The organism is Actinophytocola sp., assembly GCF_035634895.1.
Lineage (GTDB): Bacteria > Actinomycetota > Actinomycetes > Mycobacteriales > Pseudonocardiaceae > Actinophytocola.
Window position 1 is genome coordinate 15,988 of the sequence record NZ_DASQCC010000161.1, and the last position, 19,822, is coordinate 35,809.

General features: G+C 72.0%; 16 protein-coding genes. 6 read left to right on the top strand and 10 right to left on the bottom strand.

Translation table 11 applies throughout. The features are described 5' to 3' along the window. Positions 1-24: 24 nt before the first annotated feature. Both VET29_RS24240 and VET29_RS24245 read left to right on the top strand, forming a co-directional pair. Entirely contained in the window at positions 25-3,852 is a 3,828-nt protein-coding gene (locus VET29_RS24240; protein WP_324924343.1) for a SpoIIE family protein phosphatase, read from the top strand. Further along, positions 3,849-4,169, top strand: coding sequence for an STAS domain-containing protein (locus tag VET29_RS24245; RefSeq protein ID WP_324924345.1), 321 nt, complete (start codon positions 3,849-3,851; stop codon positions 4,167-4,169). The genes VET29_RS24240 and VET29_RS24245 overlap by 4 nt, the downstream gene beginning before the upstream one ends. Here the strand turns inward: VET29_RS24245 and VET29_RS24250 are convergent. From VET29_RS24250 to ligD, 3 genes are all read right to left on the bottom strand, one after another. Beyond that, positions 4,153-4,998 (bottom strand): class I SAM-dependent methyltransferase, encoded by an 846-nt coding sequence (locus tag VET29_RS24250; RefSeq protein WP_324924347.1) that lies wholly within the window; start codon positions 4,996-4,998, stop codon positions 4,153-4,155. The two genes, VET29_RS24245 and VET29_RS24250, sit on opposite strands and share 17 nt — an antisense overlap. Positions 4,999-5,017: 19 nt before the next feature. Beyond that, positions 5,018-5,677 carry a signal peptidase II gene (locus tag VET29_RS24255; RefSeq protein ID WP_324924349.1) on the bottom strand — a complete coding sequence of 220 codons (660 nt, stop codon included), beginning with the start codon at positions 5,675-5,677 and terminating at the stop codon, positions 5,018-5,020. A 261-nt stretch (positions 5,678-5,938) separates the two neighbouring features. Beyond that, positions 5,939-6,886, bottom strand: a complete 948-nt coding sequence (ligD, locus tag VET29_RS24260) for a non-homologous end-joining DNA ligase (RefSeq protein WP_324924427.1) — start codon at positions 6,884-6,886, stop codon at positions 5,939-5,941. 161 nt (positions 6,887-7,047) lie between these two features. Between ligD and VET29_RS24265 the strand changes: the two genes are divergently transcribed. After that, complete coding sequence (locus VET29_RS24265; protein WP_324924351.1) at positions 7,048-7,962, top strand: SDR family oxidoreductase; 915 nt, start codon at positions 7,048-7,050, stop codon at positions 7,960-7,962. Positions 7,963-7,977: 15 nt separating this feature from the next. Here the strand turns inward: VET29_RS24265 and VET29_RS24270 are convergent, their stop codons facing one another. From VET29_RS24270 to VET29_RS24290, 5 genes are all read right to left on the bottom strand, one after another. Beyond that, entirely contained in the window at positions 7,978-9,363 is a 1,386-nt protein-coding gene (locus VET29_RS24270) for a PLP-dependent aminotransferase family protein (RefSeq protein ID WP_324924353.1), read from the bottom strand. Then, the gene (locus VET29_RS24275) at positions 9,363-10,457 is read right to left on the bottom strand and encodes an alpha-hydroxy acid oxidase (protein ID WP_324924355.1); all 1,095 of its coding nucleotides are present in this window, start codon (positions 10,455-10,457) and stop codon (positions 9,363-9,365) included. Before VET29_RS24275 ends, VET29_RS24270 begins: the two co-directional genes overlap by 1 nt. After that, positions 10,447-11,340 carry an alpha/beta hydrolase gene (locus VET29_RS24280; protein ID WP_324924357.1) on the bottom strand — a complete coding sequence of 298 codons (894 nt, stop codon included), beginning with the start codon at positions 11,338-11,340 and terminating at the stop codon, positions 10,447-10,449. Before VET29_RS24280 ends, VET29_RS24275 begins: the two co-directional genes overlap by 11 nt. A 16-nt stretch (positions 11,341-11,356) precedes the next feature. Continuing rightward, positions 11,357-12,583, bottom strand: coding sequence for a cytochrome P450 (locus tag VET29_RS24285; RefSeq protein ID WP_324924359.1), 1,227 nt, complete (start codon positions 12,581-12,583; stop codon positions 11,357-11,359). Positions 12,584-12,657: 74 nt separating this feature from the next. After that, positions 12,658-13,965 (bottom strand): GDSL-type esterase/lipase family protein, encoded by a 1,308-nt coding sequence (locus VET29_RS24290; RefSeq protein ID WP_324924361.1) that lies wholly within the window; start codon positions 13,963-13,965, stop codon positions 12,658-12,660. A gap of 358 nt (positions 13,966-14,323) precedes the next feature. Here VET29_RS24290 and VET29_RS24295 point away from each other — a divergent pair, with 358 nt between their 5' ends. Both VET29_RS24295 and VET29_RS24300 read left to right on the top strand, forming a co-directional pair. Beyond that, positions 14,324-15,853 carry an AMP-binding protein gene (locus VET29_RS24295; protein ID WP_324924363.1) on the top strand — a complete coding sequence of 510 codons (1,530 nt, stop codon included), beginning with the start codon at positions 14,324-14,326 and terminating at the stop codon, positions 15,851-15,853. A gap of 3 nt (positions 15,854-15,856) precedes the next feature. Beyond that, a complete protein-coding gene (locus VET29_RS24300) occupies positions 15,857-17,077 on the top strand; it encodes an MFS transporter (RefSeq protein WP_324924365.1) in 1,221 nt (406 codons plus the stop codon). A gap of 122 nt (positions 17,078-17,199) precedes the next feature. Here the strand turns inward: VET29_RS24300 and VET29_RS24305 are convergent, their stop codons facing one another. After that, complete coding sequence (locus VET29_RS24305; RefSeq protein WP_324924366.1) at positions 17,200-17,820, bottom strand: TIGR03086 family metal-binding protein; 621 nt, start codon at positions 17,818-17,820, stop codon at positions 17,200-17,202. On the opposite strand from VET29_RS24305, the gene VET29_RS24310 reads away from it, so the two are divergent. Then, complete coding sequence (locus tag VET29_RS24310) at positions 17,819-18,517, top strand: SGNH/GDSL hydrolase family protein (RefSeq protein WP_324924368.1); 699 nt, start codon at positions 17,819-17,821, stop codon at positions 18,515-18,517. The two genes, VET29_RS24305 and VET29_RS24310, sit on opposite strands and share 2 nt — an antisense overlap. On the opposite strand, the gene VET29_RS24315 is transcribed toward VET29_RS24310, so the two are convergent. After that, a complete protein-coding gene (locus VET29_RS24315; RefSeq protein ID WP_324924370.1) occupies positions 18,504-19,820 on the bottom strand; it encodes a hypothetical protein in 1,317 nt (438 codons plus the stop codon). The genes VET29_RS24310 and VET29_RS24315 overlap by 14 nt on opposite strands. Positions 19,821-19,822: the final 2 nt, after the last annotated feature.

The window sequence follows — 19,822 nt, forward strand, 5'->3', positions numbered from 1 at the left end:
CCGACCCGACGGTGGAGGAAAACCGTGACAGCGCGTGACGATCTGCCGGGCGATCTCGCCGAGGCGGTCGCGCTGGGTGGGGAGATGGGTCGCCGCTTCGCCGAGTACGACTGGGCGAACCACCCGCTGGGCCCGCTGTCCGGGTGGCCGCCCGAGTGGCGTGCCATGGTCGCCGTCGCGCTGACCTCGCGGTTTCCCATCCTGCTGTGGCTCGACCCGGAACAGCTGTACCTGGTCTACAACGACGCGTACCTGTCCGTGCTCGGCGACCGGCACCCGGGCGCCCTCGCCGAGCCCGGTGGGCGGGTGTGGTGGGACATCTGGGACTCCATCGGGCCGATGCTCTCGGGTGTCATCGCGAGCGGGCACGCCACCTGGTCGGTCGACCTGCTGCTGGCGCTGGTCACCGCCGGCCGTGCGCAGGAGCGGTACTTCACCTTCACTTACAGCCCGATCATCGGCGGCACGGGCACGGTGAACGGGATCTTCTGCGCGGTCACCGAGACCACGGAACGGGTGCTCGGCGAGCGCAGGCTGAACCTCCTCAACACCACGGCGTCGGCGTTGATGGAGACGAGGACCGTCGGCGACGTGGTCGAGGCGGTGGCGCGGATGTGCGCGGATCCAGTGCCCGACCTGCCGTTCCTGGCGTTCTACGGCCGGGACGCCGCGGTCGGCACGGTCGGCTCGTCCAGGCTGCTGGCCGCCACGCCGGCCGTGGCGGGCCTGCTCCCGCGCACGCTCGACGCCCTCGTCACCGACTACGACCCGTCGGGCTTCGTGGTGAACGACCTGCCCAGCCGCCTGCCCAGGCTGTCGACGGTGTTGGCGCACTGCCCGGAGCGGGCGCTGGTGCTTCCCGTGGGTGGCGGTGGCGACGAGCCGGCACGCGGCGGGGTGGTGATCGGGCTCAACCCCCGCCGCCCGTTCGACGACCAGTACCGCGCCTTCTGCCGCCTGTTGATCGACCAGGTGTCCTCGGCGTTCGCGACCGTCGGCTCGTATGAGCGGGAACGGCGGCGCGCGGACTCCCTCGCCGAGCTGGACCAGGCGAAGACCGCGTTCCTGGCCAACGTCAGCCACGAGTTCCGGACCCCGCTGACGCTGCTCCTCGGGCCGGTCGAGGACGCGATGTCCGCCGCCCGCGACGACTCGGCACAGCTCGCCCGCCTCGCGGTCGTGCATCGCAACGCCGGCCGGCTGCTGCGGCTGGTGAACTCCCTGCTCGACTTCTCCCGCACCGAGGCCGGCCGCGCCACCGCCGACCGGGTGCGCGTCGACGTCGGCGCGCTCACCGAGCGGATCGCGTCGTCGTTCACCGAGCTGTGCACGCGGGCCGGGCTCGACCTCGTGGTGCGGTGCGCGGCGGCGACCGGTGACGTGGACGTGCGGATGTGGGAGACCATCCTGCTGAACCTGCTGTCCAACGCGGTGAAGTACACGCTCGCCGGCGCGATCACGGTGACGGTCGAAGCGGGTGACGGCACGGTTCTCGTGCGGGTCGCCGACACCGGCATCGGCATCGCGAAGGACGACCTGCCGCACCTGTTCGACCGGTTCTACCGGGCGAGCAACCCACGTGGCCGCAGTGTCGAGGGCAGCGGCATCGGCCTGTCGCTCGTCAGGAGCCTGGTCGACCTCCAGGGCGGCACGATCGAACTGACCAGCGAGCTGGACGCCGGCACGGCGGTCACGATCACCCTCCCCGCCGCCGACGACGACGCGACGGTGGCCGTCTCCCCCGACCTCGGCGACGGCAACCCGTACGTCGACGAGGCGATGCAGTGGCTCGACACCTTCGGCGGCGAGGCGGCACCGCGGGGTGACCGCGGCGTGGTGCTCGTCGCCGACGACAACGCCGACATGCGCCGGCACCTGCACCACGTGCTCTCCGCGCGCTGGGACACGCTGGTCTTCGCCGACGGCGAGGCGGCACTCGACGGCGCCCGCCGGCACCACCCGGACGTGGTGATCACGGACGTGATGATGCCGAACCTCGACGGTTTCGGGCTCGTCGAGGCACTGCGTGCCGACCCGGAGCTGGCGCGGATCCCGGTGCTGATGCTGTCCGCCCGCGCCGGGGTCGAGGCCGCGGGCGACGGCTTCGCCCACGGCGCCGACGACTACCTGCCCAAGCCGTTCTCGTCGGAGGACCTGATCACCCGGGTCGCGGCCCGCCTCAGCGCGGCCGGCCGCGAGCGGACCGCGCGGGTACGCGACGAGGCGGCACAGCGGCACCTGACCGACGTCGCCGAGTTCGGCGCGGCCCTGGGCAAGGCCGGGTCGACCGACGACCTGCTCGACGTGCTGCTGTCCTCCGAGCACGGTTCCCGCGACGCCACCGCCGTGGCGCTGGGCCGGCTCGAGGACTCGCGGATCCGGATCACCTACGCCGGTGACATCCCGACGGAGCTGCGGGATCGCTACTACCTGGTGTCCGTCGACGCGTCCATCCCGCTCGCGGAGGTGCTGCGGACCGGCACGCCGATGGTCATACTGGACACCGAACCCGCCGCGCCGCGCTTCGAGTGGGTGGCACGCGACTTCCAGGACACCGTCCGCGCCGCGGTGATCCACCCGCTCCGGGACGGCCTCGGCAGGGTGACCGGCGCCGTCGCCCTGTGCTGGCCCCGCCCACGCGCCTTCTCCCCCACCGAGCTGGACACGATCGCCGAGACGGCCGCCGCGACCTCGGTCGCCGTGACCCGCATCTGGGCCGCCGAGCGCGAGCACCGCATCGCCGTCGGGTTCCAGGAGCACCTGCTCGACCTCGACCGGCGCTCGGCGGCGGCGGTCGTCGCGGCGGTGTACGAGCCCGCGGCCGAGGCCATGCGGGTGGGCGGTGACTGGTACCTGACCATGCCCATGGCCGACCCCGCCCGGCTCGGCGTCTCGGTCGGCGACGTCGTGGGCCACGGCCTGCGTGCCGCGACCGTGATGAGCAAGCTCCGGGCGGCCACGAGCACGTCGACCATCACCGACGCCGAACCGACGGCCGTGCTGAACGTGTTGCAGCAGAGCGCCGCCAACACCCCGGGCGCGGCGTCGTCGACCGTCGCCTACGCCGTGGTCGACAGCCGCGCCCACACGCTCGAGTACGCCTGTGCCGGCCACCCCTACCCGCTGCTCGTGCTGTCCGACGGGACCACCCGCTACCTCGGTGACGGCCGGCGTCCCGCACTCGGCGCCTTCCGCACCGCCGACGGACCGCTGGGACACGCCGAGTTCCCGCCGGGGGCACTGCTCCTGCTCTACACCGACGGGCTCGTCGAACGCCGCGGCGAGTCCCTCGACGCCGGGTTCGCGCGCCTGGCGGAGGCGGCGTCCGCGTCGGCCGGGCTGCCCACTGGCGAGGTGTGCGACGAGGTGCTGCGGCGGATGCGCCCGGCCGGCGGCTACACCGACGACGTGGTGCTGGTGGCCGTGCGGTGCCCCGGCGTCGACGAGAACGGGTTCTTCGCCGTGGTGCCCGCGCAGGTCGACCAGATCCCGGCACTGCGCCACGCTGTGCGCGACTGGCTGGCCCCCCTGGGCCTCGACCGGGACACGACCCACGACGTGCTGCTGACGACGTGCGAGGCGCTGTCGAACGCCATCGAGCACGGCAGCGACCCGGACCTGGGGCCGACCGTGTGCGTCGAGGGCTTCGTGGACGAGCACCAGATCGCGATCACGGTCAGCGACACCGGGGCGTGGAACAACGACTCGTCCGCCAGCCGGCGCGACGCCGTGCGCGGTCGCGGCCTGACGCTGATCAACGGCCTGGCCGACACGGTGCACACGACTCGGACGAACAGGGGAACACGCGTCACCATGACCCACCGCCGCCCGGAGGCAGGAGTGAGACCATGACGGCGGCCAGCTATGCCCTCCGCGTCGTGACCGACGACGCTCCGGTCGTCGTCGCCGTGACCGGGGAGCTGGACGTGACGAACGTGTCGGAGTTCGCGGTGTCGATGGAGGACGTGCCAGCCGCGCGGCCGGTCGTGCTCGACCTCAGCGAACTGGGCTACCTGGACAGCGCGGGACTGGCGACACTCGACCGTCTCACCGGGACGAACATCGCGGTGGTCGTCATTCCGCGCAGCAGCCCCCTTTTCCGGGCCGCCGAGCTGATGGACCTACCGCGGCACGACTCCCTGGAAGAGGCCATCAGCGCGGCGAAGTAGGCGCTGGCACGGGTGCTGGCGCGCGGTGGGCCGGCTCGACGGCCGTGCCGCGTACCGCCCAGGCGCTGGCGGTCAGCCGGACACTGCCGTCGGCATCGGTGGGGAGGCTGGCACGGAGCGCGTCACGCAGGGCATCGCGGTGCTCGCCGGGCAGGGACACGACGTAGCCGGGCGCCGGCCCCACTCCACCGAGGAACGGGCGCCAGTAGTCGTCGAACCCGGTGAACACCGTCGGTATCGCGATGGCCTCGACGCGCACCTCGGCCAGCCCCGCATCCGTCCACAGCCGGGCGAGGGAATCGGGCCGGCACAACGAGAAACGCCCCTCGTCGAGCTCGGCGGCCGCCGGGTCGAGTGCGACCGCGGCGTCCCAGAAGTACCGCATCATGGCCATGCCCTCGGCGTAGTCCCAGACGTAGGCGGCGACCACACCACCCGGCATGACGACCCGGGCGAACTCGGCGACCGCCCGGGCGGGGTCGGGGACGAAGTTGAGCGCCAGGCCGCTGACCACGGTGTGCACGCTCCGACCCCGCAACGGCAACGCCTGGGCACCACCGCGGAGGAAGGTCGCCCGTGTGTCCACGACCCGCGCGCGAGCGGTCGTGAGGAATCCCTCGGACGGATCCACGCCGACGAGGTGCGCCGGCCCCGCCAGGGCCAGCACACGGTCCGCCAGCGCGCCGGTGCCACAGCCCACATCCAGCCAACGCCGGCCCGCGGGCACGGCCAGCCACCGCACGAAGACCTCGGCGACCACACGACTCCACCGGCCGACGTACGCCTCGTACGCGTCACCGCCGGACCAGACCGCACGCTCCCGGAACACCCGCTGACCGTACGCCTGGTCAGCGGGTGGTCTCCTGGCTGGCAGGGGCGTTCGGTGTGGTCACGCCGCCGTAGTTCACCGCGCCGAAGGCGACGGCGACGACGAGGCAGGTGGCGGAGGCGACACCGGACAACCACGTCCGGCGCCGGCCGTGTCTCGTCGGGGGCGAAGGGGATGCGGCCGGGGTCCGGCTCGTGGACAGGGTGGTCGCGACCACGGCGAGCAGGAACAGCACCGTCCCGCAGACGATGAACAGGTCCGCCACGTTGTAGCGGATCGGGCCGAGCGGGATGAAGTCGACCGCGCCACGCACGCTGCCCGGAGCGGTCACGTAGTGCATCCCGAGGCGGTCGAACAGGTTGCTGATCCAGCCGCCGACCATCAGGCCGCCGGGCACGAGGACGACCGGCGGCGGCCGGCGGCGGATCAGGACGAACGCCGCCGCGCTCAGCACCCCGAAGTCCATCAGGTCGAGCAGCGCCCCGGTGGTCGGGTCGGCGTACCACCGGCTGATCGTGTCGCCCACGAAGATGTTGCCGCCGTAGTTGATCTTCGCGAGCGGGGCGTGCCGCCAGGCCCACCACTTGCCGAGCTGGTCCACCACGATGGCCAGCGCCAGAAGGGCGAACACGGCCCACCGGGCGGGACGGACGGTGCCGGTCGTCGACTCGTAGCTCATGATCGCAGCCCCCGACGGTAGCGGTCAGTGTGCCCACTGTCGCCCAGGGTGACTGATGATGGTTGCGGAATCTTTACGATCGGTAACCATCTGTGTGCCAACGGGCCGAGACGCCGGGTTCAGCCACCAGCGGCGATGCCTGTCCATCGTCGACCGCCCGGGTAAGCGCGCAGTAATCGAGGACCGGAACGCCCGGGAACCGCGCCGCACCGGACGGCCGTTGTGGACGCTGGACCTGCGCGTTCGAGGCGCCGTCCGTCCCTACGGGTAGTCCAGTGTGACCTGTTCGGGTAGGACGTCGTGGCGCAGGCCGCGCCAGGCGGTGTGGCGGAGGCGGTGTTCGGAGGTGAACTGCCGGTACACGACCTGACCGACCAGCCGCGGTTCCACCCAGTGGACACCCCGGCGCCGGTCCGCCGGTACCTCGTCGTGGAACGGGCTGCTCGTGGTCGCCAGCGGGGTCAGCAGGTCCAGCAGTTCGTCCAGCGCCCGTTCGGAGAACCCCGTGCCCACGTCGCCCACGTACCGCAGGCGGCCCTGTGCGTCGTGGGTGCCGAGGAGCAGCCCGCCCACCCGCCCGGAGCGGTTGCCCTTCCCTTGCCGCCACCCGCCGACCAGCACCTCCTGCGTCTTGATCAGCGGGTGCTTGATCCAGTCCCGGCTGCGGCGACCGGGGTGGTAGCGCGACTCGAGCCGCTTGGCCACCAGGCCTTCCAGCTCCTGCTCCTCGACCACCGCGAGCAGCTCGTACGGGTCGATGTCGTCGGCGGTGAAGTGGCGCGGGACGGCGATTCGCGGGTTCGCGACCGGGAGGTCGGCGAGCAGCGCCCGCCGCTCGGTGTACGGGGCGCTCAGCAGGACCTCGTCGCCGAGTGCCAGCAGGTCGAAGACGATGTAGGTGACCGGCGAGGTGCGCAGCAGGTCCGCGGTGGGCCCGCGCTGGTGACGGAACTGCATGAGGTGGAAGTCCGGGCGGCCCTCGTGACCGAGCACCACCAGCTCGCCGTCCAGCACGGCGGACCGGCCGGCCAGCGCCTCGGCCAGCGCGCCCTGCAGGTCCGGGTACACGTTGGTGATCTCGTTGCCCGGCCGGCTGGTCAGCCTCGTCGTGCCGCGTGGGCCGACGCACATGCAACAGCGGAACCCGTCCCACTTCGTCTCGTACGCCCACCCGCCCCCGACCGGCAGCGGTCCCTCGGCCGCCAGCATCGGCGCCACGGGGGCGGGTGCACCATCCACAGTGGACCCCCTCTCACGCGGAGCGTAACCCGGAACTCGCAGGTCAGCGACCGCGTACGCGAGTCGTGATGACAGCGACTGACAACCGCGCTATGTTGATGTCAGTAACTGCCATCCAAAGGGGTTCACCAATGCATGTGTTCGTCACCGGCGCGTCGGGCTGGATCGGGTCGGCCGTCGTTCCCGAGCTGACCGGCGCCGGTCACACCGTCACCGGCCTCGCCCGCTCGGACGCCTCCGCGCGGGCACTGACCGCCGCCGGCGCCGAGGCGGTCCTCGGCACCCTCGACGACCTCGACGTCCTGCGGGACGCCGCCACGGCCGCCGACGGCGTCATCCACCTGGCGTTCAAGCACGACCTGGCGTTCACCGGCGACTTCGCCGCCGCCGCCGACGCGGACCGTCGCGCCGTCGAGACCATGGGCGACGCGCTCGCGGGGTCCGGCCGCCCGTTCGTCCTCGCGTCCGGCGTGGTCGGGCTGCTGCCGGGCCGGGTGGCGACGGAGCTGGACGGACTCGACCCGGCGACGGACCTGCCGGGCGGCTTCGCGACCCGCCAGGGCACGGCCCGGCTCACGCTCGACCTCGCCGCACGCGACGTCCGCTCGTCGGTCATGCGGCTCTCGCCGACCGTGTACGGCGACGGTGACCAGGGCTTCGTCGCGTCCCTCGTCGGCACCGCCCGCGACAAGGGCGTCTCCGGCTACGTCGGCGACGGCGCCAACCGCTGGCCCGCCGTCCACCGGATCGACGCCGCGCACCTGTTCCGTCTCGCGCTGGAGCAGGCCGAGGCCGGCTCGGTCCTGCACGCGGTCGGCGACGAGGGCGTCGCGATCCGCGCCATCGCCGAGGTGATCGGCCGGCACCTGGACCTGCCGGTGACCTCGATCGCCCCCGACGACGCCGCCGCGCACTTCGGCTGGCTGGCCATGGCCGTCGGCCTCGACAGCCCCGCGTCGAGCACCCTCACCCGCGAACGGTTCGGCTGGCAGCCGACCCAGCCTGGCCTCCTCGACGACCTCGAGAAGGGCCACTACTTCGCCTGAGGCGAAGCACCACCCTCAGCGGCGGGTTCTCGCCAGCTCGTCGTTGATGAGCAACGCCAACCGGTCCAGGCCGGCGTCGATCTGCTCGGCGTTCACCACACTGCACGACAGCCGCAGCGACCGGATGCCGTCCGCGTTGCTGGTGCCCGTGTCGTAGAAGTGGTGCATCGGGGTCCACAGCACGCCGTAGTCGCGGGCCGACCGGGTCAGCAACGCGTCGTCCACGGTGAACGGGACGGTCACCACCACGAAGAAGCCACCCATCGGCACGTTCCAGCCGACCAGGGAGTCGTCACCGAAGCGGGCGGCGAGGCCCTCGACGACCCTGGTCCGGTTGGCCGCGTAGACCTCCCGTTCCCGTGCGGTGGCACGCACGAGGCTGCAGCCGTGTTCGAGCAGCTTGCCGCCGACGACCGCCTGGGCCAGGGCCGGGGTGTTCACGGTCAGCATGCTCTTGATCTTGGACAGCTCGTCGGCCAGCAGCCGGACGGTGCCGTCGCCACCCCGGACGGTCTGGTCGGCGACCACGTAGCCGACCCGCGCGCCGGGCAGCACCGTCTTCGCGAACGAGCCCAGGTACACCACGCGGCGGCACTCGTCGAGCGCCTTCAGCGTCGGCACGCGGGAGGCGTCGCCGTGGAACAGTCCGTACGGGTTGTCCTCCAGCAGCAGGAAGTCCTCCTCGCGGGCGAGGGACAGCAGTGCCCGCCGCGTCTGCTCGGACATGCTGACGCCGGACGGGTTCGCGAAGTCGGGCATCACGTAGCAGGCGCGCGGCCGCAGCCCGGCCGCGCGGGCGCCCTGGATGCGCGACAGCAGGTCGTCGAGATCGATGCCGGCCTCGCCGCTCGCCACCGGCAGGACCGGCATGTCGACCAGGCGGGCCGCGCCGGTGAGCCCGACGTAGGTCGGCGACACGGCGAGGAGCACGTCCCGCGGGCCGGCACGCAGTGCCCGCAGGACCAGGACCATCGCCTCCTGGCAGCCCACGGTGACCACGATGGACTCCGGGTCGGCGACGATCCCCTCGTCCAGCTCGAGGTTGGCGGCCACCAGCTCGTGCACGATCCCCTTGGTGCGGCCGTACTGGAACAGCGTCCGGCGCACCCGTTCCTCGCTGTACCCCCGGTCCTCGCGCAGGTGCTGGCTGAACCGCGCGAGGTACCTCGACAGCTCGTCGGTCTCCCAGAACTCCTCGAACGGCCGGCCTGCCGCGAGCGACACGGCGTCCGGGTAGTGGTTGGCCACCTCGTTGAGGAAGTTCATCGAGTTGAGCGCCGGATCCTCGATCGAGGGGTGCAGGTCCTCGGTGTCGAGGTCGGTGTGCACCCTCGGCAGCTCCGTCACGGACGCCAGCGCCAGCGGCGGACGATCCTCGGACGACACGTCGGCGATGCTCATCAGGTCCTCACAGTTCGAACGGTGGACAACGCCCGCGCCGCGGCGACGTCGGCGCAGCCGGCCAGCGTCATCGCGTCACGGACCTCTTCAGCAAGCAGCGAAAGCACGTGCCCGGCGCCGCGGGCGCCGTCGGCCGCGAGCCCGTACAGCACGGGCCGGCCGACGAGCACGCCGTGTGCGCCGGACGCCAGCGCGCGGAGGATGTCGGTGCCGCTGCGGACACCGCTGTCGAGGTACACGTCGGCGCGCCCGGCCATTGCCTCGGCGACGGCGGGCAGCGCGGTGATGCTCGGGACGGCGCCGTCGAGCTGGCGGCCGCCGTGGTTGGACACGACCACGGCGTCCACACCGGACTCGACGGCGAGCACGGCGTCCCGGTGATCCAGGACTCCCTTGAGCACCAAGGGAAGTGGCGTTCTGCCGCGCAGCCACTCGATCTCGGCCCAGCCGAGGCCGGGCGCGAACGCCGCCGCGGTGTGCGCGGCGATGGCCGACGAACCGTGCCGGTGGTCGTGTGCCCGGCCCACCGAACCCTCGTCGAGGTGGGCGGCGACCACGTCGTCGGGCAGTGCGAAGGAGTTGCGGACGTCCCGCAGCCGCCGGCCCATGACCGGCACGTCGACGGTCACCATCAGCGCCTCACAGCCCGCGTCCTCGGCACGCCTCACGAGCGACTCCACGAGGCCGCGCGACCGCAGCCAGTAGAGCTGGAACCACAGTGTGGCACCGGTCTTCGCGAGGTCCTCGACCGGCACGCTGCTCAGGGTGCTGACGAGGTAGGGCACCCCGGCCGCGGCGGCGGCCGCCGCGGTCGCCAGCTCGCCGTCGGGATGCAGCAGCCGCTGGTAGGCCATCGGCGCCACGGCGAACGGCAGCGCGGCCGCCGAGCCCAGCAGCCGGGTCGTCGGGTCGGGCGCCTCCGTCCCGCCGAGCACCCTGGGCACCAACGCGACCGCGTCGAGCGCGGCGCGGTTGGCCGCCAGGGTCGTCTCCGCGCCACTGCCGCCCTCGACGTAGTCCCACAGCTCCTTCGGCAGCCGCGCCTCGGCCAGCCGAGCGACGTCGGCGACGGTCAGTGGTTCGTCACGGGCCATCGGACACGTTCTTCCGCAGGAACTCGGCGGCCTGCGCGACGGCACGGCGCGCGTCGTCGAGCACGCCGGACATCGTGAAGAAGCCGTGTGCCATCCCGTCGTAGCGGACCGACTCCACGCGCACGCCGGCCGCCCGCATCGCTTCGGCGTACAGCTCGCCCTCGTCGCGCAGCGGGTCGTACTCGGCGGTGATCACGAGCGCGGGCGGCAGCCCGGACAGGTCCTCGGCGAGCAGCGGCGACACCCGGGGGTCGCGGCCGTCCTCGGGGACGGTCAGGTAGTTGCGCCAGTACCAGTCGACGGAGTGGCGGTTGAACATCCACCTGTCGTCGTTGTCCCGCAACGACTCCGTGTCCGCGTGGTAGCAGGTGTTGGGATAGACCAACAGTTGCGCGGCCAGGTCGCCGCGCTGCTGCGCCACCACGGCCGCGAGGTTGCCGCCCGCGCTGTCGCCGCCGACCGCGATGCGGTCCGCGCCGAGCGCCCCGGCGTTCTCGGCGACCCAGGACACGGCGGCGAGGCAGTCGTTCACCGCGGCCGGGAACGGGTGCTCGGGCGCCCGCCGGTAGCCCGGGGTCACGACCAGGCAGCCCGCGGCGTTCGCGAGTGCCCGGCACACGCCGTCGGAGGTGTCGATGCCGCCCAGGGTCCAACCGCCGCCGAAGAAGTACACGAGTGTCCCCAGTGGACGGCCGGGGGACGGCCGGTAGACGCGGACCGGCAGCTCGCCGTCCGGGCCCGGGAACGTGTGGTCGGTGACCTCGAACACCGGCTCGGCATCCCCACCGCCCGCGCGGATGTCGGCGAGGTCGGCCGCACGGGCCTGCGCCAGGGTCATCTCGTACAGCGGCGTCGCGCCGCGGGCCGCTCGTTCGGCACGCATCGCGGCCACCTGTGGGTCAAGCGGCACCGCTGCCTCCGGTCGCGACCGGGATGACGCTGTGGCCGCGCAGCAGGAAACCGTCGCTGCGGGTCGGTTCGCCGGCCAGCGCGAGGCCGGGGAACCGTTGGAACAGCCGGGGGAACGCGAGCCGTCCCTCCAGTCTGGACAGTGCGGCGCCGAGGCAGAAGTAGGCGCCGCCGCCGAAGCTCAGGTGGCCGACGTCGGCGCGGTCGGGGTCGAACGCGCCGGGATCGGTGTGCTTGCGGGGATCCCGGTTCGCGGCGCCGATCAGCACCAGGACGATGCCGCCCTCGGCGATCGGCACGCCGGCGAGCTCGGTGTCCTCGCCCGCGACACGCGTCAGCAGCTGCACCGGGCTGTCGTAGCGCAGGACCTCCTCGACGCACCGCGACGCGAAGTCCGCGTCGGCCCGCGCCCGGTCGACCAGCTCCGGGCGCGCGAGCAACGGGATGAGGCCGTTGCCGAGCAGGTTCATGGTCGTCACGAAGCTGGCGTTGAGCAGCACCACGAGGTTCGCGACCAGCTCGATGTCGGTGATCCGGTCGCTGCCGGAGTCGATGAGCCCGACGAGCCCGCTGACGATGTCGGTCCCCGGGTTCGCGCGGCGGTCGGCGATCAGCCGCAGGTAGTACTCGGTCAGCTCCCCCACCGCGTCGTCCGCGGACTGGAGCTTCTCGTCGGACTTGCCGCCGAGGTCGAGGTACCGGTCGATCCGGTGGGCCCGCTCGCGGAACCACGCGAGGTCGGACTCGGGCAGGTCGAGCAGGAAACCGATGACCTTGGTCGGGAACCGGTAGCCGAACTCGGCGACGAAGTCGACCGGCGCGCCGTCCGCGCCCAGCTCGGCCATCCCGTCCAGCATGCCGTCGATGGCCGCCAGGAGCTGGCCCTCCAGCCCGGCGATGCGGCGTGGGGTGAAGATCTTGTTGAACAGCCCGCGCATCCGCCCGTGGTCGGGTTCGAGGCTGAACATCATCGAGCGGGCCAGCGTGGCCAGCACGGGGTGGTCCAGCTTGTCCGCGGGGCCGATGGTCTTGATGAAGCGTGGGTCGCGCAGCACCTCGTCGACGGCCGAGAACCCGTTCGCCACGGCGGAGTACACGCTCGCGGCCGGGTCGAGCCGCGACGCGGTCCCCAACTCGTGCAGCTTCGCGTACCACGGGTTCGGATCGTGCCGGGCCTCCTCTGTGTACAGCCCAGCAACGATCGAATCGGCTTCCATGGTTCTATGTCGTCCTTTCGGCGCCGGATGTGAGCGGTCCCGGTGGCGCCTGGCCGCCACCGGGACCTCTTTCCCTAGCGAACGATGAGGTTCAGCGGGATGGCCGCGGCCATCGCCTTGGAGCCGGCGTCGTTCGGGTGGATGTGGTCACCGCCGTCGTACTCCGGCTTCAGCTTGGTGGGGTCGGCCGGGTCACGGACGATCTTGTCGAAGTCCACGACCGCGTCGAACTCGCTGCGGTGCGTGCGCAGGTAGTCGTTGACCGCGTTGCGTGTCGCCTCCTTCTCCGGGGTCCACACCAGCGCGGTGCCGCCGTTGAGGCCGTTGAACGGGCCGAGCGTGCCGACGATGACGGTGTACCCGCGCTGCCTGATCTGCTGGTTGAGCTGGCGGATCGCGGCGATGATCGTCGCGGGCGGGTCGTTGTTCATCCAGATGTCGTTGATACCGAGGTCCATGATGACCGCGTGCGCGCCGGTCTCGGAGAACACGTCCTCGTTGAGCCGGGAGAACGCGTTGTCGCCGAGCTCGGGGAACCCGCTGAAGCCGCCGTCGCCGGGCTCCAGGGCCTCGTGGGTGAGCCGGGCGCCGCCGCGGCTGATGTTCAGCACGCCGGGCAGGTGCCGCTGGGGAACCTTGGCCTGCAACCGGTCGAAGAGCTGGTCGGGCCAGCGCAGGTTGCCGTTGAACGTGGTGCCGTGGCCGTCGGCGAGCGAGTCGCCGAACACGATCACCGAGCCGGCGGCGTCCTTGCGGAGCACGTCGACACCGGACAGGAAGAACCAGCAGCACGTGCGCTGGGTGGTGTAGCCGGCGCCGCCGGGGTCGCTCGCGAGGTCACCGGGGCCGACGTAGTTGTTCTGCCGGGTGGTGGAGTGGAACGTGGTGAGGCCGGTGGGGGTCGGGAAGAAGACGCTGACCACGAGGTCCTGGTCGTTGCCGACGGGCAGGTCGACCGGGTCGCTGAGCAGCTCGGCGCCCTTGGGCATCACGAAGGTGGACGAGCCGCCGAAGGTCAGCTCGTGGATGGTCGACGCGTCGACGTCGGACAGCGCCGGGGTGGTGGTGTCCGGCTTCGCGACGGTGGCGTGCCCCACGGTCACCGCCTGCTCGCCGTGGAGGTTGGTGAGCCGGATGCGGACCTTCGAGCCGCCGACGGAGCCGTGCACGATCAGCCGGACACTCTGGTTGTTGAGACCCAAGAAGGTGGATCCCGACAGGTTGCCTCGGGTGACGGCCGCCGCCCAGCTACCGACCCAGTCCCGCGGCGAGCCGTGCCGGGCCTCGGCCGCCTCGCCGACGCTGGCGACGAGCACGGTCGAGGTGACCGCGGCCAGCAGCCCCGTGGCGATCAGTGACCGCCATTTTCTCGGGTTGTTCATTCGGTGGAACCTCCAGAAAAAGCCTGCGCGCGCCGGTGGCGGCGGCACGAGTTATGGGCCCGGAACGTAGTCGCCGGGACGATTCAAGGTCAATCAATCTCGCGAATGGATCCAATGTGTTCGTATGACCAGCCCAACCATTCGTACCCATCCGCACTACGCGGAAACCGAGCGCAATTCACCGATAGCTTGCAGCTACCTTCCGCCACCCTGTCCTGCCACGTCGTCAACGCAATCAGCCACTGGCCGGACCGCCGTCCGGCAGGTACTCTCTCGTCCGAATCGCGGTCGGCGTGATTTCCCCGAATGGACCAGCGGAGCGGGCATGGATATTGCGAGCGACCGGACACGGACATATGTGACACGGGCGCTGGAACTGTTCGCCGGCTACGGCGAGCGGGCAGCGCTCGTCCAGGACGACCGCCGTATTTCTTATCGCGAATTGCGCGACCTGGTGCACCGAATGGCCGCCACGCTCCGGGCCTACGGTGTCCGGTCCGGCGCGAGTGTGCTGATCATGGTCGCGAACCCGCTCGAGGGCCCGGTTCTCCAGCTCGCCGTCCACCTCCTCGGTTGCCGTTCGTTCTGGGTCGCACCGGTCACCGCTCGCCGCGAGATCCTCGAGTACGTGCGGCGGTGCGGCGCGGACGCGTTCGTCTTCGACCCGCGCACGCAGGGCGGGCTGGGCGCCGAGATCGCGGCGTCGCTCGAGGTTCCCGTGTTCTGCCTCGGCCCCGGTGGCCCCGGCCCCGACCTGCTCGCCAACTCGGACAACGCCGAGGTCACCCCCGGCGACCACGAGCCGGAGGCCGTGTTCCAGACCAGCGGCACCACGGGCACCCCCAAGCTGGTGCACCTGCCGCACGCGTTCTTCCTGCAGGTGCTGGCGATCGCGGAGGGGCAGTTCACCTCGACGGGCGCGCCGTTGCTGCGGCACCTGACGAGCTCGCCGATGTGGCTCGTCAGCGGGCAGATCACGGCGTTCGTCAACCTGTTCACCGGTGGGGTGCTGTTCCTCGAGGACGCCTGGACCGCGGAGCGGTTCCTGGCGACCGTGGCCCGCGAGCGGATCAACTCGACGTTCATGTCACCCCCGATGCTCTACGAGGTGCTGGACCACCCGGCCGCCGCGACCACGGACATGAGCCACATGTTCATGTTCAACATCGGCGCGGGTCCGGCGGCCCCGTCGCGGCTGCGGCAGGCGATTCGCCTGTGGGGCCCGGTGATCCGGATCGTGTACGGGCTGTCGGAGTCGGTCGTGACCACGGCGCTGCCCGGGCTGACGGAGGATCCCGAGCACCCGCGACGGATCCGCTCGGCCGGCACCCCGTACGGCGACGTGCGGCTGGAGATCCGCGACGAGGACGGGCACGCCGTGCCGACCGGTGTCGACGGTGAGATCTGGGTGTCGAGCCGGCTGAACTTCGCCGGGTACTGGGGCCAGCCGGAGCTGACGGCCGAGACGCTGGTGGACGGCTGGGTGCGCACCCGCGACGTCGGGCACCTGGACGAGGACGGGTTCCTGTACATCGTGGACCGCACGAGCGACATGATCATCACGCACCGGCGGTCGTGGAACATCTACTCGCGCCCGATCGAGGACGTGCTCGCCGGCCACCCGCAGGTGCGGATGGCCGCGGTGATCGGGGTGCCGGACCCGGTGATCGGCGAGGTAGTGCACGCGTACGTGGTGCCCACCGCCGACGCGGCGGTGACCGGCGAGGAACTGTCGGCGATGGTGGGCGAGGAACTCAACGACATGTGGGAGCCGCGCACGGTCGAGTTCGTCGACGCCCTGCCGCTGACCAGGGCGAACAAGATCGACAAGAAGGCGCTGCGGGCGCGGTACGCCGCCGAGCACCCGGCCGTCGAGATCGGCGGTTAGGGGGTGGGTGCTCGGGGGCGGTTCGTCGCGCTGTTCACCGCGGACGTCGTGTCCGTGCTGGGCACTCGCGTGTCGATGCTGGCGATCCCGTGGCTGGTGCTGGTCACCACCGGCAGCGCGACGAAGATGGGCCTCGTCGCCGGGGCGGAGATGCTGCCGTACGTCCTGTCCGGCGTGCTGGCCGCGCCGCTCGCCGACCGGCTCGGGGTCCGGCGCGCGACGATCGTCGTCGACGCGGGCAGTGCCCTCGCCATGGCGGGCATCGCCGCGGCGCCCAGGCTCGGCTTCGGGTGGCTGCTCGTCCTCGTCGCGGTCGCCGGCGCCACGCGCGGGCTCGGCGACCGCGTCAAGCACGTGATGCTCCGCCCCCTCGCCGAGGAGGCCGGGATCAAGGTCATCCGCGTGACCTCCGCCTACGAGGGCTTCTCCCGTACCGCCATGCTCGTCGGCAGCGCGGCAGGCGGTCTGCTCATCGCCTGGGTCGGGCCGCTCGGCGCGATCTGGGTCGACGCCGCGTCGTTCGCCCTGTGCGCGCTGGTCGTCGCGACCGTGGTGCGGCTGCCGGAGGGCGCGATCCCTCCCCAGGCCCCGGAGCGTTACCTCGTCGCGCTGCGTGGCGGGTTCCGCGTCCTGTGGCGGGACGACCTGCTGCCCAGCATGATCGTGATGCTGTTCGCGCTCAACATGTTCAACCAGGCCGGCGTCGCGGTGTTCATCCCCGTCTGGGTCGCCGAGGTGCTGCACACCCCGGAGGCGCTCGGTCTCGTGCTCGGCGCGTTCGCGGCGGGTGCCGTGCTGGGCAGCGTCGTGTTCACGGCCATCGCGCCGAAACTGCCGATGTACCAGACGTTCATGCTCGGCGCGCTCATCGCGGGCGCGCCCCGCTGGCTGATCCTCGGCCTCACCCACGACGTCCTGCTCGTCTGCGTGGTCACGTTCGTCTCCGGGTTGGCCATCGCGGCGGTCAACCCGGTCATCGGCGCGATGCTCTACGAACGGGTGCCGCCCGAGCTGCAGACCAGGGCGTTCGGCGTGTGCACGGCCATCACGTTCACCGGCATCCCGATCGGCGGTGTCCTCGGCGGGCTCGCGGTGACGGGGTTCGGCCTGAACACGGCCATCCTGGTGGCCGGGGTGCTGTGCACGCTCGCCACCGCGGGCCCCTGGCTCTGGTCGCGGCGGCATCGCACCGAGGCCACCCCGGTGACGCAGGCGGTACCGTGAGCAGAGCTTGCGGAGCGAACCATCAACCCTCACGACGCCACCGAGCCCGCGGAGCGACGCCGAAGAAGCGGAGCCCGCGGAGCGCTCCGGCGCCGCGAAGCGTGCACGGGGGTGTCGTGACGTCATTCTGGCCACGACGGAGAGCGGCCGAGGAAACCCAGCATCCGGTCGGCGACGGGTGCGTCCGCGGGTACCTCGACCCGGTAGCCGAACGCGGCGTCCGGACCCCAGATCCTCGGCGAGTCCAGCGGCCAGGCCGACCCGATCCGCAGCACCGCGTCGCACGCGCCCTCGTCGAGGCCGGCGTCCACGCCGATCGACACGGCGACGTCCCAGCCGTGGGCCAGGTAGTCGATGAAGTGCATGCCGACGGCCTGCCCGGCGGGCACGTCGCCGTAGCCAGGCACGGCGAACGTGCCGGTCAGCGGCTCGACCGACGCGAACGCCTCGACGACCCGCTTGGCCGACGCCGCGAAGTCGCCGACCGGGTCGGTGACGCCCGCGCCGTCCCAGACCTCGACCTCCGGCGGCGCGCCGAGTGCCGCGGCGGCGAACCCGTTGTTGTTGCCTACCATGTGCCGCAACAGATCCCGCAGCACCCAACCCGTGCAGGGCGTCGGCAGGTCGAGCTGGTCGGACCGCACCTGCTCGACGACCGCCGTGGTCACCGCCAGCACGCGGCGGTCGGCCTCCCGCAGATCCCGCAGATCCCGCAGATCCCGCAGATCATCGTGAGTGGACATGTGCACCTTCGCTGAGTCGGAAGATCCCTACTGCCTGCGCCAGGGTGAGAGCGCCCGGCTGCTCGCCGGGCACCCCTGGCGCCGGTTCGTCGTCATCGGCGACAGTGTCGCGGAAGGGCTGGCCGAGCCGGTGCCGGGCTACAGCGAGGTGCAGCTCGCGGACCGGCTCGCGGGCGAGCTGTCCGCCGCCGCGCCGGACTTCGAGTACCGCAACCTCGGCCACCGGGGCCTGCGGACACGGGAGATCCGCGCCCGCCAGCTGCGGCCGGCGCTGGACTTCCGGCCCGACCTCGCGCTCGTGGTGTGCGGCGGCAACGACGCGTTCCCGGCCACCTACCGGCCGGACGGCGTGGACGCCGAGCTGCGGGCGATGGTCACCGCGTTGCTGGCGGCCGGCGCGGACGTGATCACGGTGGGGCTGTACAACGTGTCCTACTCCCCCTCCCCCGCGATCGCCGACTGGCTGCGGCCGGGGCTGCGCACGCGGATGCAGACGCTGTCCGAGCACACCGCCGCGATCGCGGCGGAGCTCGGCACCCTGCACCTGAACCTGACCGCGCACCCGGCGGCGACCGACCCGGACATGTTCTCCAGCGACGGCAGGCACGGGAACGCACGCAGCGACGCGATCGCCGTCGCCGAGGCGGTCCGGCTGCTGGGTGCCCACATCGCGACCGGGCACGTCAGCCGTCCGTGAGGAGCAGGCCGCTGGTGAGCGCGCCCTGCCCGAGGTTGACCACGGACCCGGACGCCGAGTCCGGCACCGCGAACCGCAGGTACGCGCCCGCGGCCCGGCCGCCGAACAGGTAGGGCGCGACGCAGTACGGCACCTCGGCCGCACGCACGGCGCCGGTGGCGACCTCGACGAAGTGCATGGCGAGCCGGTCGGTGGGCACGTACTCCTGCACGATGTGCCCGCCCGCCGCGACGGCCGCACGCAGGGCCTCGTCCCAGCGTTCCTGGGTGACCTCGCGCCCGACGACCACCCCGGAGCCGCCGTAGGTTCCGGTCGGCTTGAGGACGAGGTCGTGCCGCGGCTTGTCCGCGCCGGTGAGCACCTCGGTGTAGGGCACGTACCGGCGGACCAGCGCGGCGTCCGCCGCCGGCAGCCGGTCGACGTCCTCCCACAGCCATGCGAAGGTCGCCTTGTTGGCGAGCAGCCAGGTGGCGGTGGGCGTGAACATCTGGACGGTGCCGGTGCGCAACGCGGTCACGAGCGCGTCGTACCCCGTGCCGCGCGGTGTGTCCTGGGGCACGAACATCCGCAGCACCGAGTCGAGGACCGTGTCACCGGCCCGCAGGCGGCCGTCGTCGAGGGTGAGCCATTCGAGCGGGTACACCACGACGTCGAGGCCGGCCGCGCGGCCGCGGTCGCGCACGGGTTCGAGGAGCTTGATGAGCGTGTGCCCGTCCTGGGTGTCGGGGTAGTCGCTGCCCATGTGGAACAGGATCACCGAGGTGGCACCGTCGGCGAGGCCGAGCTGGTCGCGCATCGCGTGGAAGCGGGTGTCCACGGCGGAGTCCGGCACGGCCAGCGACACGGGGACGCCGTGTTCGGTGTAGGCGGACAGGAACCGCCGTGCTATGCCGTCGGAGTCGAACGCGCCGCCCAGCGCACTGTCCACATTGCACTCGACGAACCTCGGCACGCCGCCGGAGAGCAGCACGTCCGGCCGGACCGCCACGATCAGGTCCTCGGTGAGTGGCGCGTCCTCGTCCAGGAGCTCGATCTGTCCCGCCGGCACGCCGAGCCGCTCGCGCAGCTCGCCCGTGGTGGCCGCGCGGCGTTGGCAGGCGCCGAGGACCAGCTCGGCGAGTCGCGCCGTGAGGCCGGTGATCTCGTCGTACTCGGCGTGGGACATCAGCGGCGGGCGCAACGGCCGCCACTGCTTGTTCTTGGTTGCGACGCCGTCGTAGACGCCCGCCCAGCTCCGGATCCCGCACTCGATCATGGCGGACCGGGCGGCCTCGCCCATCCGTTCCCACGCGGTCGCTGCCATGA